This window comes from Micromonospora sp. NPDC007230 (assembly GCF_042869115.1).
In the GTDB taxonomy this organism is placed as follows: Bacteria; Actinomycetota; Actinomycetes; order Mycobacteriales; family Micromonosporaceae; genus Micromonospora.
The window spans coordinates 1-14,736 of the sequence record NZ_JBIAFE010000022.1 but is presented as its reverse complement, the minus strand read 5'-3'; the positions used below and the strand labels follow the sequence as shown (position 1 = coordinate 14,736).

Here is a 14,736-nt window from a genome sequence, read left to right as displayed (position 1 = left end):
TCACCCTAGTGGCGTGGCGGCCGGAAGGTGCGCCGTGTAGGTGACGCCCCCGGCCGCGACCCGGCAGCCCGTCAGGTGGCCGCCGGCCGCCCCCAACTCCCGCAGGTACGCCAGCTCGCCCGCGTGCTCCGCGCCGGCCGGGAACTCGCACCGGTGGGCGGTGAACGAGCGCTCACCCAGCGCCGCCCGGGCCGCCCGTCCCTCGTCGAGCCGGCCGGTGAGCGCCCCGGCGTCCCCGGCCCGCAACGCGTCGGCGAGCTCGTCGAGGACGGCGCGGACCGCGTCCAGCTCGGTCAGCACCCGCTCCCGGTTGCCGAGCAGCATGTTCGCGGTCCGCTCGGGCGGGCCGCCGGCCACCCGGGTGCCGTCGGAGAAGCTGCCAGCGGCGAGCGACAGCACCGCGTCACGCAGCGCGGCCCGCTGCACCGCCCCGGCCAGCGCGCCGGCGAGCAGGTGCGGCACGTGGGAGGCGAGCGCCGCGGCGGTGTCGTGCTCCGGGGCGGACATCGGCACCACCCGGGCGTGGAAGACGTCGATGACCAGCGCGGCGAGCCGCCGGAACGCGTCCAGCCCGGTCGGCCCCGGGCAGAGCACCCAGGCGGCCCCGTCGAGCAGCGTCGGACTGGCTGCGGCGAGGCCGGCCCGGTCGGCGCCGGCCATCGGATGGCCGGGCACGAACCGGTGCCCGAGCCCGTGCAGCATGGCGGCGGTGGCGACGTCCGACTTGGTGCTGCCCACGTCGGTGAGCACGCACCGGTCGTCGGTGGCGGCAGCCACCCGGGTCAGCGTCCGGGGCAGCGTGGGCAGCGGGCCACAGAGGAAGACGACGTCCCGGCCGGCGACCGCCTCCTCCACCGTGTCCGTGGCGAGGACGCCCTGCCGCTGGGTGTACCGCCGGGTCGCCGGGTCCGGGTCCCAGCCGGTCACGTCGAGCCCGGCGTCCCGGAGCCGGAGCAGCACCGAGCCACCGATCAGGCCGGTGCCGACCACCGCCGCCCGCGCCAATCCGCCGGTCCCGCCCGTCATCGACCCACCTCGGCGTCCCGTCGTACGGGGGCCGGGTCGGCCCCGCTGGAAGTCCCGCCGAGGATAACGTCCGGGCCGCAGCCCCGACCCCCGGTCACCGTGCGCTGCCAGCGGCGGCCACCTGCGCCGCCCTCCCCCGTGATCGTCGCCGCGGATCGTAGGGGCCGGTCGGATGAGGACGGAAGGGGGTTGTCCGAGCAGCGCTCACGTCGTACGGTCCCCGGCGACCCGCCCGGCATCGACGGCGGGCGCTTCTCACGGGGAAAGGAAACACATGTCCGCGACGTACCGGGCACTCGCCTCGGTGGTCATGTTGATCGGTTTCTACGTCGTCGCGCTGCTGCAGCTCGCCGCGGTGGCCGCGCTCGGCGTGTGGTTGTTCCACCACACCACCGGCGTGCTGACCGTGAAGCTCCTGCTCCCGCTGCTGCTCGCTCTCGGTGCGGTGGCCGTCGGGCTGTGGAAGGCGATCAGGGTCAAGAGCGAGCCGGCGCCCGGCCTGATCCTGACCGAGCAGGGGGCGCCGCTGCTCTGGGCGACCGTACGGGAGCTGGCGCAGGCGGTCGGCACCCGGGCACCGGACGAGATCCGCCTGGTGCCGAACGTGAACGCCGCGGTCACCGAACAGAGCCGCCTGCTCGGCCTGCTCGGCGGCCGGCGCACCCTCTACGTCGGCCTGCCGCTGCTCCAGGGGATGCGGGTCGACCAGCTCCGGGCGGTGCTCGCGCACGAGCTCGGCCACTACTCGGGCAGCCACACCCGCCTGGGTGGGGTCGCCTACCGGGGCCGACTGGCCATCGAGGAGACGATCGAGCGGATCAGCCCGCGCAACCCGATCGGGTGGGTCTTCAAGGGGTACTCGAAGCTCTACCTGCTGGTCGACCGGGCCAACGTACGGCGACAGGAGTTGGAGGCGGACCAGGCGGCCGTACGCCTCGCCGGCCACGAGGCGATGACCTCCGCGCTGCGCACGCTGCCCGCGATCGGCGCGGCCTGGAACTTCTACGAGAGCCGGTACATCGAGCCGGGCTGGGCGGCCGGGCTGGCGCCGGACGACTTCTTCGGCGGTTTCGGCCACCTGCTCCAGGCGCGCCGCGACGAGATCGACGAGGTGCGGGAGAACGCCCCGGACCGGGAGCCGTCCCGCTGGGACACCCACCCGCCAGTCGGGGTCCGGGTGGCCGCGATCGCCCAGATGCCACCGGTGCCGGTGGCGCCGGACGACCGGCCCGCGTGGATCATGCTGGCCGACGTGGCCGCCGCCGGCCGCGCCCTGCAGGGCGCCGTCGTCGCGTACGGATCCCGGCGGCTGCTGCCCTGGGCCGAGTTCACCGCGGAGTCGGTGGCCGCCTCGGTGCAGGAGCAGGCGGACCACCTCTACCGAGCGGCCGGCCGGTTCACCGGCACGCCGTCGCCGGGCCTGCCGACCATCCTGGAGCTGGTCCGCGACCGCCGGCTCGGCGAGTTCGCCGAGCAGTTCTTCCCCGATGCCACCCGCAAAGAGGCCGCGGCGGCCTTCGCCGGGCCGATGGAGACGCTGCTCGACAACGCGGCGGTGCGCTCCGGGCAGGCGTACTGGCAGCTCTCCTGGTCCGGTCCGGCCCGGCTGGTCGGCCGCTCGGGCGAGCCCTGGGACCTGGCCGAGATCGCGAAGCTGGCGGTCTCCCCGGAGACCCTGGACGAGGCGCTGACGCGCCTGGCGGAACACGGTGTCGACGTACGGCAGTCGACGGTGGTGCAGGCCCGCGCCTCCGCGCGCAACGCCGACCTGATCGGCGCCCTCGCCAACATCAAGATCGACGGCCGGGAGCACGACGTGTTCGTGCTCGACAACGGGCTGGTCCTGGTCCCCGACCCGGGGAAGTCCCACGAGGGCGAGAAGCGGCTCAAGCAGGTGCTCGGCGCGACGCCGATCGCCGAGTTGGCCGCCCGCAACCCCTACCTGCCGTACGAGGAGATCCGCTCGGTCGAGGTGACCAAGCAGGTGCCGCTGAAGGCGACGCTGACCCTGCACGACGGCCGGACGGTGCAAGTGCAGGAGTTGATGGCCAGCGAGCTGCTGGAGAAGCACAGCCGGGACACCCTGCTGCGGGTGTTCGCACAGATCAACGACTGACGCGACGCGGCGGCCGGCCGCGGTGCGGGCAGGCCCCCGGGCCGACCGCCGCCCGGCGAGGGTCAGGGTTGGGCGAGCCGGCCGGCGACCGCCGCGATGTGCTCGTCGGACTCGGTCAGCGCCGCCCGGACGTACCGGGCACCGGCCGGGCCGTAGAAGATCCCGGCGGCGACCAGGATGCCCCGCCGGGCCAACCAGTCGACGGTGTCCCAGCAGTCCTCGTCCCGGGTCATCCACAGGTAGAGCCCGGCCTCCGAGTGCTCGACCGTGAAGCCGGCGCCGGTGAACGCGGCGTACAGCCGCTCGCGCCGGGCGCGGTAGCGCTCCCGCTGCGCGTCGGCGTGCGCCTGGTCGCCCAGCGCGGCCACCATCGCCGCCTGCACCGGGGCCGGCACGATCATGCCGGCGTGCTTACGGATCTTGAGCAGTTCGGCCACCAGCGCCGGGTCACCGGCGACGAACCCGGCCCGGTAGCCGGCGAGGTTGGAGCGCTTGGAGAGCGAGTGCGCCGCCAGCACGCCCTCGTACGACCCGCCGCAGACCTCTGGCGAGAGGATCGAGACGGGCTCGGCGTCCCAGCCGAGCGGCAGATAGCACTCGTCACTGGCGACCACCGCGCCGCGCTCGCGGGCCCAGTCGACCACCTTGCGCAGGTGGGTGGCGGGCAGCACCCGCCCGGTCGGGTTGCCGGGCGAGTTGACCCAGACCAGCCGCACCCGGGGGGTGGGGCCGACCGCGGTCAGCGAGTCGGTGCGCATCGTGGTGGCACCGGCCAGCCGGGCCCCGTCCTCGTAGGTCGGGTAGGCGATGGACGGCACCACCACCACGTCACCCGGACCGACGCCGAGCAGCGTGGGCAGCCAGGCGACCAGTTCCTTGGAACCGATCGTCGGCAGCACCCCGAGCCCGTCGACGCCGGCGCCGCAGGCCCGGGCCACCCAGGCCGCGATGGCGTCCCGCAGCGCGGGGGTGCCGGCGGTGAGCGGGTAGCCCGGGGCGTCCGACGCGTCGGCCAGCGCCTGCCGGATCAGCGGCGGCACCGGGTCGACGGGCGTGCCCATCGAGAGGTTGATGAGACCGTCCGGGTGCGCCGCCGCCGTCGCGGCCGCGGCGTCCAGGGTGTCCCAGGTGAAGTCGGGCAGCCGCGACGAGACCGGCGCGGGCCGGTTCAGTGGCCCTCTCCGCGCGGCGGCTGGGCGGCCACGAACGTCGCGTCCTTCTCCACCTTGCCGATCTTGGAGGCACCGCCGGGCGAGCCCAGGTCCTCGAAGAACTCGTAGTTCGCCCCGGTGTAGTCCTTCCACTGCTCCGGGACGTCGTCCTCGTAGAAGATCGCTTCGACCGGGCAGACCGGCTCACAGGCACCGCAGTCGACGCACTCGTCGGGGTGGATGTAGAGCATCCGGTTGCCCTCGTAGATGCAGTCGACCGGGCACTCCTCGATGCATGCCTTGTCGAGCACATCCACGCACGGCTCGGCGATGATGTAGGTCACCGGTCTTCTCCTCCGCAAGACTCATCGCGATCACCCGCGACGGTAAGAGCCTAGTATCTCGCCGGGGAGGGGGTCGATCGTGCTCCGACAGCAGGACGTAGGACACCGGATCGTGGTCCGCCGGATTGTGGGGATTCGCGAGGGCAGACCGCTCTTCTCCGACGCGCTCGGTGATCTGGTCGAGCTGAGCGAGACCCACATCACGCTGGCCACCGATCATGGGCGGTTACGGGTCCCCGTCGGCGAGGTGCACCGGGCCAAGCGGGTCCCGGCGGCCCGCCGGCCCACCGCCACCGCGGTGGCCGCCCTGGAACTGGCCGCCGACGAGGCCTGGCCCGCCCCGGTACGCGGCCGGCTCGGCGACTGGCTGCTGCGCAGCGCCGCGGGCTGGACCGGCCGGGCCAACTCGGCCCTGCCGGTCGGCGACCCGGACCGCCCGCTGCCCGCCGCGCTGGACGCCGTGCAGCGCTGGTACGCCGATCACGGCCAGCCGGCCCTGGTGAACACCCCGCTGCCGCTGGCCGCGCCGGTCGGCGCGGAGTTGGACGCCCGGGGCTGGGCCGCCCGGCCGCCGGTGCTGGTGCAAACGGCCGCGCTCGCCGCGCTGGCCGCGCCGCCTGCCGGGCGAGCGGGCGCCGACCTGGCCCCGGGGTCGCGGCCCGGGCGGGGCGAGCCCCCGGTCGAGCTCACCCCCGCCCCCTCCGACGACTGGCTGGCGATCGCCGCGGGCCGCAAGGGCGGCCTGCCGGACGCCGCCCGGCACGTGCTCACCGCCGTGGACCGGATCCGCTTCGCCCACGTGTACGCCGACGGCCGGCTGCTCGCCGCCGGCCGCGGCACGGTGACCGGTGGCGGCCGCTGGCTGGGGCTGACGTCGATCGAGGTGCTGCCCGAGGCGCGCCGGCAGGGGCTGGCCGGCCGGGTGATCCGGTCCCTGGTCCACTGGGGCCTGGCGGAGGGTGCCACGCACGCGTTCCTCCAGGTGGAGCAGCGCAACACCCCGGCCGTGAACCTCTACCGGGGGCTCGGCTTCACGACCCACCACACCTATCTGACCCGGGTCGCCCCGGCCTGACCGGGCCGGGGCGCTGCCAGGATCAGCGACGGACCACCTTGCGCGGCTTGGCCGCCTTCAGCTCGGCGAACCGCTTGAGCTGCTGGGAGCGGTAGTCCCGGCCGAGCGCGGTGAGGCTCAGGTAGCCCACCAGCACGCCGGCCGCGGTGGCCGCCAGGTAGAGCCAGATCTGGGCGAAGAACAGCCCGGCGCCCCCGCCGAACGGGTTCTCGCCGACCAGCAGCGGACCGACGAACACGGTCAGCGCCAGCGCCACGGCGACCGCGGCGGCCAGGTCACCGGCCAGGCGACCCAGCGGCCGGTCGGCGCCCCAGCGGAAGGCCAGCACGGCGAGGATCAGCCCGATCACCAGGAACATCGCCAGGGAGACGCGGTCACTGGCGGTGTCGTTGTCCGGAAAAGCAAACTTGATCAGCAACCGGGCCACCACGTTGACCACGAACAGCGCCGCCGCCAGCACGCCGACCGCGCGCCACCGCTCCCTCATCGCACGCCTCCCGCCGTAGCGCCCGCCCCCACGGCGGACTCCTTGGCAGGAATATCTACCACCGCAACCTATGCGGCGTCTGCACCGTGGCACCGAGGCGGGGCGCAACCGGTCCTCCGGCCGGGCCCCAGTCGGGGCCCAGGCCCGTCGTGCTGGCCGGTTCGGCCGCAACGGTCGTCGTGTTCAACTACGCAGCGCGACGACCTGGGGTCGATCACTCTTCGTGCGCGCCCGCGTCGCCGCTGGCGGGACCCTCTCGGCGCTTTGCTCTGCAGCCACGGGCGCAGCACCGTATTGAGCTGGCCATTCGTCGCGCGCACGGGCACACATCATCCCCGGCCGAGACCACGCTACGTTACTGGTGCGTGGATGGCTGCAGAGCAAAGGCAGCGACGAGCCGCCGCCTTGGCCAGCCCTTCATCACCGTGGGTCATCGACCTGGCCCCACGCCCGATCCGCCGGATGCGCCCACCGGGACGCCGCTCAACCGCATGGGATGCACGGTCGGAGCTGGCCGAACGGGCGCTGGTCCGCCACACCCGGGTGGACGTGCTGGTCGTTCTGCTCGTGGCGGTCGTGATTGCGGGCTGGCCCAGCGGCGACCCGGGGCGCATCGGCGTCACGCGGTCCATCCCGCGCGGTGCCAGCCTCAGTGGGCGGCGTTCGGCGGCACCACGAGCTGCCGGAAGCCCAGCACCGCGAAGGTGATCGCGCCGGCCACCACCAGCCCCAGGCCGAGCAGGTTGTCCCCGCTCAGCGCGAGGTCACCCTCGGCTGTCCGGATCCCGCCCGCGACGATCACCAGGAACCAGGGCAGGGCGGGCAGCGCCGCCGCCCAGCGCGTACCAACCGCGACGTGGGCGAACCAGCCCACCAGGATCGTCAGCACCACCACCGCGGCGATCCCGCCCACCGCGAGGGAAGTGCCGACCACCGCCTTGACCGCGCCGCCGGGCCGACCCTTGACCACCTCCCAGGCCCAGGTGGCGAAGAGCAGGTCCAGCACCGCGGCCACCACGCCCGCCCAGACCGCCACCACCCCGCCGGCGACCCGCAGGGCGAGGTCCAGCACCCGCGCCGGCCGCGCGGGCGGCGGAGCGGGCTGCTGCTCGGGGGCGACCGACATCGGTACGGCCGGCACCGTCACCGGAGACCGGCCGCCGCGACCGGGGACCGGTCCGGCCCGTCCAGTGGCAGCCCGGCGAAGAGGTCGTCCTCCCAGCCGTACGGGCCGCTGCCCGGGCCCTTCTCGCCGACCGCGAGGGTGAAATATTCCACGCCCATGAACTCGGCGCCGAAGTTGCTTGCGATCGAATAGAGCCAGGAGGTGGCCGGGATCTGGGTGGCGTGGGCCCGCATCGCCGCCTCCTTGGCGACGTGCCGCTCGGTGGCGTCGATCCGCGCGGCGATCTCCGGGTCCGGCGTGCCGAACGGCAGGTCGTCGACGCCGTCGATGCCGGCGAACGGGTTGTCCGAGGTCTCGGTGAACGCGTCCAGGCCGGCCTCCAGCACGCTGCGCGGCATCGCCGTCCAGTAGACCTTCGCCGGGGCGATCCCCTCGGCGACGGCCAGCTCGTGGGCGCGCATCGCCACCCGGTGAGCCTGGATGTGGTCGGGGTGGCCGTAGAAGCCGTTCGGGTCGTACGTGATCATGACCTGCGGCCGGATCTCCCGCATGATCTCCAACAGGTGGCCGGCAGCCTCGTCGACGTCGGCCCCCCAGAAGGCCCTTGGGTGCTCGTTGGTGGGCAGGCCCATCATGCCGGAGTCGCGGTAGCGGCCCGCACTGCCGAGGAAGCGGTGGTCGGTGACGCCGAGCGCGGCGCAGGCGGCGACCAGCTCGCCGATCCGGTACCCGCCGAGCTGGTCGGCCTCGGCCGCGGCGAGCTGGGCCAGCTCCGGTACGTGGATCTCGCCCTCCTCCCCCAGCGTGCAGGTGACCAGGGTGACGTGAGCGCCGGTGGCGGCGTAGTGCGCCATCGTCGAGCCGGTGCCGATGGACTCGTCGTCGGGGTGCGCGTGGACCAGCAGGAGGCGTCGATCGGGCAGCTTCGTCACGACCGTCACTCTAACCGGCGGTCCTCTTCCCCCGACGCTTACGCGTCCGCGCAGGTCGGCCACATCACGCACGACACGCCTCTACGATCCGAGGCGTGGACTATCCCGAGCTGGCCGCCCGTACCCGTCGGTTCAGCCACGGGGCGCCGCGCGCCGTCTCCGTCGCGGACGACGGTTCCCGGGTGATCTTCCTGCGCTCCTCCGGACCGGAGGACCCGGCCGACGCGCTCTGGCTGCTGGACGTCACCTCCGGCGAGGAGCGGCTGATCGCCGACCCGGCGGTGCTGCTCGGCACGGAGGGCGACCCGACCGCGCTGGCCCCGGGCGAGCGGGCACTGCGCGAGCGGCTGCGGCTCGCCGCCGGCGGCATCGGCTCGTACGCCCTGGACGCCGCCGGCCGGGTGGCCGCGTTCGCGCTGGCCGGCCGGCTGTTCCGGGCCGACCTGGTGCACGGTGACGTGGTCGAGGTGACCGCGATCGGCCCGGTGATCGACCCCCGCCCCGACCCCACCGGCGAACGACTGGCCTACGTCACCGACGCCGCCGAGGGGGTACGCCGGGGCCAGCTCCGGGTGGTCGAGCCGGACGGCACCGACAACCTCCTGGCCGGTGAGGACAGCGGCGTGACCTGGGGGCTCGCCGAGCACATCGCGGCGGAGGAGTTCGACCGGTTCCGCGGCTACTGGTGGGCTCCGGACGGGCGCTCGGTGCTGGCCGCCCGGGTGGACGAGTCCCGGCTGCCGCACTGGCACCTGCACGACCCGGCCGACCCGGCGAGCCCGCCGACGACCGTCGCGTACCCCCTGGCGGGTGGGCCGAACGCCGAGGTCAGCCTGCACCTGCTCGACCTCGACGGCGGCTGGGTCGACGTGCACTGGGACCGGGAGACCTACCCCTACCTGACCTCGGTCGACTGGGCGGACGGCGGGCCGCTGATCACCGTGCTGCGCCGGTCGCAGCAGCACGGGCTGGTGCTCGCGGTGGACCCGCGTACCGGGGAGACACAGGTGCACGCGGAGCTGGCCGACCCGCGCTGGGTGGAGCCGATCCCGGGTACCCCGGCGCACCTGCCGGACGGCCGGGTGCTGGTCGGCGGCGAGCTGGCCCACGACGGGTACGACGCGCGGTGCCTGTTCGCCGACGGCACCCTGCTCACCCCGCCCTCGCTCTACGTGCGCCGGGTGGTGGGGCGGCTGCCCGCCAGCGGCGGCGCCCCGACCGACCTGCTGGTCGAGGCGAGCGAGGGCGAGCCGAGCCAGCGCCACCTCTACCGGATCCGCACGGTGATCGGCGGCGGGGTGGACGCCCGCCGGATGGGCAGCGACCCGGGCTGGCACACCGCCGCGATCGGCGGCGCCACGCTGGTGGTCGGCATCGCGTCGCTGGAGCACCCGGGCACCCGCTGGACGGTGTGGCACGGCGACCGGGCGGTGGGCGAGCTGCGCTCGCTCGCCGCGACCCCGCCGTACGCGCCGCGGCCGACCATGGTCCGGGTGACCGACCGGCGGCTGCCGAGCGCGGTGCTCTACCCAGGTGAGCACGTCAAGGGCACGAAGCTGCCGGTGCTGCTGGACCTCTACGGCGGGCCGGGGCACCAGGAGGTGATCGCCGCCCGGGCGGTCTGGCTGGAGCGGCAGTGGTGGGCGGAGCAGGGCTTCGCCGTGGTGACCATCGACAACCGCGGCACCCCGGGCATCGCGCCGTCGTTCGAGAAGGCGATTCACCGCCGGGTGGCCGACGTGATCCTGGCCGACCAGGTGGACGCGCTGACCGCGCTCGCCGGCAAGCACCCGGACCTCGACCTGGCGCGGGTGGCGGTGCGGGGCTGGTCGTTCGGCGGCTGGCTGGCCGGGCTGGCGGTGCTGCGCCACCCGGAGCTGTTCCGCTGTGCGGTCGTCGGCGCCCCGGTCACCGACTGGGCGCTGTACGACACCGCGTACACCGAGCGCTACCTGGGCATGCCGGACGACGGGATGGACGTCTACGCCCACCACTCGCTGGTCGAGCTGGCCGCCGAACCAGTCGGCGACCCGGCGCAGGCCCGACCGATGCTGCTGGTGCACGGCCTGGTCGACGACAACGTGGTGGCCGCGCACACGCTGCGGCTCTCCGCGGCGCTGCTGGCGGCCGGCCGGCCGCACGCGGTGCTGCCGCTCACCGGGGCCAGCCACATGGCCGCCGGGGGCGTCGCCGAACGCTTGCTCCGCCTGGAGCTGGACTTCTTACGCCGGAACCTGTAGGGGAAGGGCACCTGGCCGCCCACGCGATAGCGCAAGAGCCCCTGCTCAACGCGCGGCGTTGAGCAGGGGCCCCTTGCGGTCAGGCCGTCACTGCTTCACGTAGGCGTTCACGAAGCTGGGCCAGCCGAAGATGCTGCCGATGAAGAGGCCGCCGGCCTTCTCGCCGTGGGCGACGGAGACCACCTCGTTGTACAGCGGCACCGCCGGCGCCGACTCCTTCATCAGCCGCTCGTCCAGCTTGCTCCACTCCTCGGCCTGCTTCGCCGGGTCCTCCGCGAGCACCCGGTCGAACTCGGCGTTGATGGCGTCGTTGTTGAGCTGGGACGTGTTGCTGTTGCCCTCGGCCTTGATGTTGCGGCCGTCGAAGAGCACCGGCAGGATCGAGGCGCCGCTGGGCCAGTCGGCCGCCCACGAGTCGACCCAGATATCCCACGGGTTGCTCTTCTTCTTCACGAAGTCGAGGTAACCGTCCTCGGGGATCGGCTTGATGGTGACGGTGAAGCCGGCCTTCTCCAGCGCGTTCTTGACCTGCGTCGCCGTCTCCTGGGACGGGGTGTCGTCGGAGGTGCCGAGCACCAGGTTCACCGACTTGCCGGCAAGCAGTTCCTTGGCCTTGTCCGGGTTGCCGCTCTCGCCGGCCGGGTAGGCGTCGAACTGCTTGTAGCCGAGCGTGGTGGGCGGCAGCAGGGTGGTGAGCGGCACGGCGCCGTACGGGCCGCCGAGGTTCTTGGTGATGCTGCTGCGGTCAATCGCGTAGTTGATCGCCTGCCGCACGGGCAGGTCGGTGACCCGGGTGGTGTTGATGCTCAGCCGGTACGCGTTCGGCGTCGCCGCGACGATCATCCGCTCCTTGAGCGTGGCGTCGCCGGTGACCTTGGCGATCAGCTCCGAGGGGACGCCGCCGGTGGCGACCGCGGCGGCGTCGTTGCCGGTGCCGGCGAGCACCCGGTTGGTCTGGGTGGTGTTGTCCGCGCCGAACGACCAGATGAACTTGTCCGGGTAGGCGTGCCGCACCGGGTCGGTGGCCGGGTCCCAGTTCTCGTTGCGCTCGAGCACCATCTCCACGCCGGGCTGGTGCTTGGTGATCTTGTACGGCCCGGACGAGAACGGCTGCATGTCGAGGTTGACGCCGGTGTCCTTGTCCGGCGGCAGCGGCGCGGTGGCCGGCAGCGACACGGCGAACGGCAGGTCACAGCGGGGCTTGTTGAACTCGAAGCGCAGCGTCTGCGCGTCCGGCGTGGTCAGTCCCGGCGGCAGCGACGTCTTGTTGGCCTTGAAGTTCCACTTGGTGTCGTACTGCGGGCTGTCGACCAGCCACTCCTGCAGGTAGGTCGGGCCACCGGTGAGGTCCGGGTCGAACGAACGGGCGATGCCGTACGCGATCTCCTTGGAGGTGATCGGACGGCCGTCCTCGAACTTGACGCCCTGCTTGATCTTGAATTCCCAGACCTTGCAGTCGTTGTTCACGTTCTTGCCGGGGGTCTCGGCCAGGTCACCGACCAGGGTCACGTTGCCCTTGCCGTCGTCCTTGAAGGTGGTGAGGTAGCGGGCGTAGAGCTGGCTGCCCATCAGGCCGGCGAACGAATAGACCCGCTGCGGGTCCAGGTGGGAGATCTTGCTCTCCCGCAGGATGTAGAAGGTGCCGCCCTTGGCCGCGCCGGGCACCTCGGCCGCGGGGCCGAGCGAGTCCTTGGGGTCGGTCGCGATGGCGCCGCTGCGGGGCTTGTTGGTGTCCACCTTGTCGGCGTTGTCGCCGGTGTTCTTGCTGCACGCACTGAGGGCGACCACCAGTGCCATCGCACCGCCCATGGCGGTGGCGAGTCTTGCTCGCATACTCACTCCTCCGGGTCAGATGAAGGAAAGCTTCGCTCAGCTTTCATCTGCGGTAAATTTCGAGCAGATAACGAATCGACGGCGACACGCGAGCTCAGCCGAGGCGTACCCGCGGATCGATGTACGCGTAGAGCAGGTCGACCACGATGTTCGCGACGACCACGAAGAGCGCGGAGATCAACACGGTGGCCATGATGGTCGGCAGGTCGCCCTGGCGGACCGCCTCCACGGCGGTACGCCCCAGCCCTTGGATGCCGAACGTGGTCTCCGTGATGACGGTGCCGCCGAGCGCGGCACCCACGTCCAGGCCGGCGATCGTCACGATCGGCGTGATCGCCGCCCGCAGCGCGTGCCGCCCGTAGACCTTCCGTTTCGCCACGCCCTTGGCCCGGGCCGTCCGCACGAAGTCCTCGGACAGCGTCTCGAGCATCTGGGCGCGGGACAGGCGCGCGTAGATCGCGGAGAAGAGCAGGGCCAGGGTCACCCAGGCGAGCACCAGCCCCCGGGCCCACTCCACCGGATTCTCGAAGATCGGCGTGTACCGGGGCGTCGGCAGGATCTTCAGCGAGTAGACGAAGATCAGCAGCAGCACGGCCCCGACGAAGTAGAGCTGCAACGAGGCGAAGGTCAGCGTGAGCCCGATCGAGATGCGGTCGAGCAGCGAACCTCTCCGGAGTGCCGAGATCATCCCGAGCCCCACCCCGATGGCCAGCCACAGGACCGCCGCCGGGAGCACAATGTTCAACGTCACCGGCAGCACCCGGGCGAAGGTGTCGCTGACCGCCTCGCTGTTGACGTAGGAGTAGCCGAGACAGGGCGCCTCGCACTTGCCGCCCTGCGCACTGCCCAGGTCGCGGCCGACGAAGATGCCCTTCATGTAGTTGACGTACTGCTGGGGCTTCGGGTCGTTCAGCCCCAGCTCGGTACGCACCCGCTCCAGGCGTTCGGCGTTGCAGTTCTTCGGGCACATGCCGGTCACCGGGTCGCGGGGCAGCGCGAAGAACATCAGGAAGCTGACGACGCTCACCGCGAGCAGCACCGAGACCGCCAGCAGCAGCCGCTTCAGCAGGAACCGCACCATGTGCCGAACCCCTTACCGTGACGACTTCGGGTCGAGCGCGTCGCGCAGCGCGTCGCCGAAGAGGTTGAACGCCAGCACGAGCGCGAAGATGGCGATGCCAGGGAAGAAGACGTACGCCGGATCGGTCTGCAGGTAGTCGATGCTGCGGTAGATCATCCGGCCGAAGCTGGGCACCGACTCGGGCAGCCCGACGCCGAGGAAGGACAGCGCCGCCTCGCCCGTCACGTACGACGGCACGGCGAGCGAGAACGCCACCAGGATCGGGGCCCAGATGTTCGGCAGCAGTTGCCGGAAGAGCATGTGCCCCAGCCCGGCCCCGCTGGCCCGGGCCGCCTCCACGAACTCCCGCTCGCGCAGCGACACCACCTGCCCGCGGACCAGTCGGGCGGTGCCGGTCCAGCCGAACGCGGCGAAGACCACGATCAGCGTGGTGACCGCGAACCAGGTCGGGATCGCGTCCCGGGGACCGTAGAAGCGCAGCGAGAACGTCGGCACCACGGCCAGCGCGAAGACGAGGAACGGCATCGCCAGGGCGACGTCGGTGAACCACCCGATCACCGCGTCGACCACGCCGCCCAGGTAACCGGCGACGATCCCGAGCACCACACCGATCGTCGTGGTCACCACGGCGGCGCCGAGCGCGATCAGCAGCGAGGTGCGGAGGCCGTAGATCATCCGGATGAAGATGTCCCGGCCCAGGCCCGGTTCGAGTCCGAACCAGTGGTCGCCGCTGACCCCGCCCACGTAGCCGAGCGGCATGCCGGTGGCGTCCAGCAGGTCCCCGAACTGCTGGCTCGGCGACGCCCCGTAGAGCCGCGAGATCAGCGGCGCCGCCAACGCCGCCAGGATGAGCACGGCCAGCACGATGCCGCTGACCAGCGCGGTGCGGTCCCGGCGCAGCCGGTTCCAGACCAGTTGGCCGGGCGAGCGCCCGACGAGCCCCTTCTCCTCGGGACCCCCGGTGGACTCGATCTCGGCGAGGGCCACACCCTCGACCGGGGACAGGCTCACTTCGACACCTCCTCGGCGGTCGCGCCGACCGGCCCGGCATCCTGGCTGATCGTTCCCGTCTCCGGGTAGTGGCAGGCGGTGAGCTGCCTACCGCCGTCGCGGGTGATCAGGGCGGGTTCCTCGGTGGCGCAGCGGTCCTGGGCTTTCCAGCAGCGGGTGCGGAAGCGGCAGCCTGATGGTGGGTTGAGTGGGGTGGGTACGTCTCCGGCCAGGCGGATCCGTCCGGCGGGGCCGAGGGTGGTGACGTCGGGGATGGCGGACAGCAGGGCTCGGGTGTAGGGGTGTTGGGGGTGTTGGTAGATGTCGTTGCGGTC

General features: G+C 72.7%; 13 protein-coding genes. 3 read left to right on the top strand and 10 right to left on the bottom strand.

The features are described 5' to 3' along the window. Nucleotides 1-1,026 carry a prephenate dehydrogenase gene (locus tag ACFYML_RS26570; protein ID WP_387423237.1) on the bottom strand — a complete coding sequence of 342 codons (1,026 nt, stop codon included), beginning with the start codon at nt 1,024-1,026 and terminating at the stop codon, nt 1-3. Nucleotides 1,027-1,300: 274 nt separating this feature from the next. On the opposite strand from ACFYML_RS26570, the gene ACFYML_RS26565 reads away from it, so the two are divergent. Then, nucleotides 1,301-3,142 (top strand): M48 family metallopeptidase, encoded by a 1,842-nt coding sequence (locus ACFYML_RS26565; protein WP_387423236.1) that lies wholly within the window; start codon nt 1,301-1,303, stop codon nt 3,140-3,142. A 62-nt stretch (nt 3,143-3,204) separates the two neighbouring features. Here the strand turns inward: ACFYML_RS26565 and dapC are convergent, their stop codons facing one another. After that, a complete protein-coding gene (gene dapC / locus ACFYML_RS26560) occupies nt 3,205-4,314 on the bottom strand; it encodes a succinyldiaminopimelate transaminase (protein WP_387423325.1) in 1,110 nt (369 codons plus the stop codon). After that, nucleotides 4,311-4,637 carry a ferredoxin gene (fdxA, locus tag ACFYML_RS26555; RefSeq protein ID WP_007464872.1) on the bottom strand — a complete coding sequence of 109 codons (327 nt, stop codon included), beginning with the start codon at nt 4,635-4,637 and terminating at the stop codon, nt 4,311-4,313. Before fdxA ends, dapC begins: the two co-directional genes overlap by 4 nt. A gap of 79 nt (nt 4,638-4,716) precedes the next feature. On the opposite strand from fdxA, the gene ACFYML_RS26550 reads away from it, so the two are divergent. Continuing rightward, nucleotides 4,717-5,712 carry a GNAT family N-acetyltransferase gene (locus tag ACFYML_RS26550; RefSeq protein WP_387423235.1) on the top strand — a complete coding sequence of 332 codons (996 nt, stop codon included), beginning with the start codon at nt 4,717-4,719 and terminating at the stop codon, nt 5,710-5,712. A 22-nt stretch (nt 5,713-5,734) separates the two neighbouring features. On the opposite strand, the gene ACFYML_RS26545 is transcribed toward ACFYML_RS26550, so the two are convergent. The 3 genes from ACFYML_RS26545 to mshB form a co-directional block, all read right to left on the bottom strand. Continuing rightward, nucleotides 5,735-6,199 carry a hypothetical protein gene (locus ACFYML_RS26545; protein ID WP_073834779.1) on the bottom strand — a complete coding sequence of 155 codons (465 nt, stop codon included), beginning with the start codon at nt 6,197-6,199 and terminating at the stop codon, nt 5,735-5,737. 649 nt (nt 6,200-6,848) lie between these two features. Next, nucleotides 6,849-7,325, bottom strand: a complete 477-nt coding sequence (locus ACFYML_RS26540) for a hypothetical protein (RefSeq protein WP_387423234.1) — start codon at nt 7,323-7,325, stop codon at nt 6,849-6,851. Nucleotides 7,326-7,342: 17 nt separating this feature from the next. Further along, nucleotides 7,343-8,266 carry an N-acetyl-1-D-myo-inositol-2-amino-2-deoxy-alpha-D-glucopyranoside deacetylase gene (gene mshB, locus ACFYML_RS26535; protein WP_387423233.1) on the bottom strand — a complete coding sequence of 308 codons (924 nt, stop codon included), beginning with the start codon at nt 8,264-8,266 and terminating at the stop codon, nt 7,343-7,345. An 86-nt stretch (nt 8,267-8,352) separates the two neighbouring features. Here mshB and ACFYML_RS26530 point away from each other — a divergent pair, with 86 nt between their 5' ends. Next, nucleotides 8,353-10,497, top strand: coding sequence for a prolyl oligopeptidase family serine peptidase (locus ACFYML_RS26530; protein WP_387423232.1), 2,145 nt, complete (start codon nt 8,353-8,355; stop codon nt 10,495-10,497). 87 nt (nt 10,498-10,584) lie between these two features. Here the strand turns inward: ACFYML_RS26530 and ACFYML_RS26525 are convergent, their stop codons facing one another. The 4 genes from ACFYML_RS26525 to ACFYML_RS26510 all read right to left on the bottom strand — a co-directional run. Beyond that, nucleotides 10,585-12,330 carry an ABC transporter substrate-binding protein gene (locus tag ACFYML_RS26525; protein WP_387423231.1) on the bottom strand — a complete coding sequence of 582 codons (1,746 nt, stop codon included), beginning with the start codon at nt 12,328-12,330 and terminating at the stop codon, nt 10,585-10,587. Between the two features lie 94 nt (nt 12,331-12,424). Then, nucleotides 12,425-13,411 (bottom strand): ABC transporter permease, encoded by a 987-nt coding sequence (locus ACFYML_RS26520; RefSeq protein ID WP_387423230.1) that lies wholly within the window; start codon nt 13,409-13,411, stop codon nt 12,425-12,427. A gap of 12 nt (nt 13,412-13,423) precedes the next feature. Then, nucleotides 13,424-14,422, bottom strand: coding sequence for an ABC transporter permease (locus ACFYML_RS26515; protein WP_387423229.1), 999 nt, complete (start codon nt 14,420-14,422; stop codon nt 13,424-13,426). Next, a partial coding sequence (locus ACFYML_RS26510) for an oligopeptide/dipeptide ABC transporter ATP-binding protein (RefSeq protein ID WP_387423228.1) occupies nt 14,419-14,736 on the bottom strand: 318 nt, incomplete at its 5' end. The genes ACFYML_RS26515 and ACFYML_RS26510, both read right to left, overlap by 4 nt.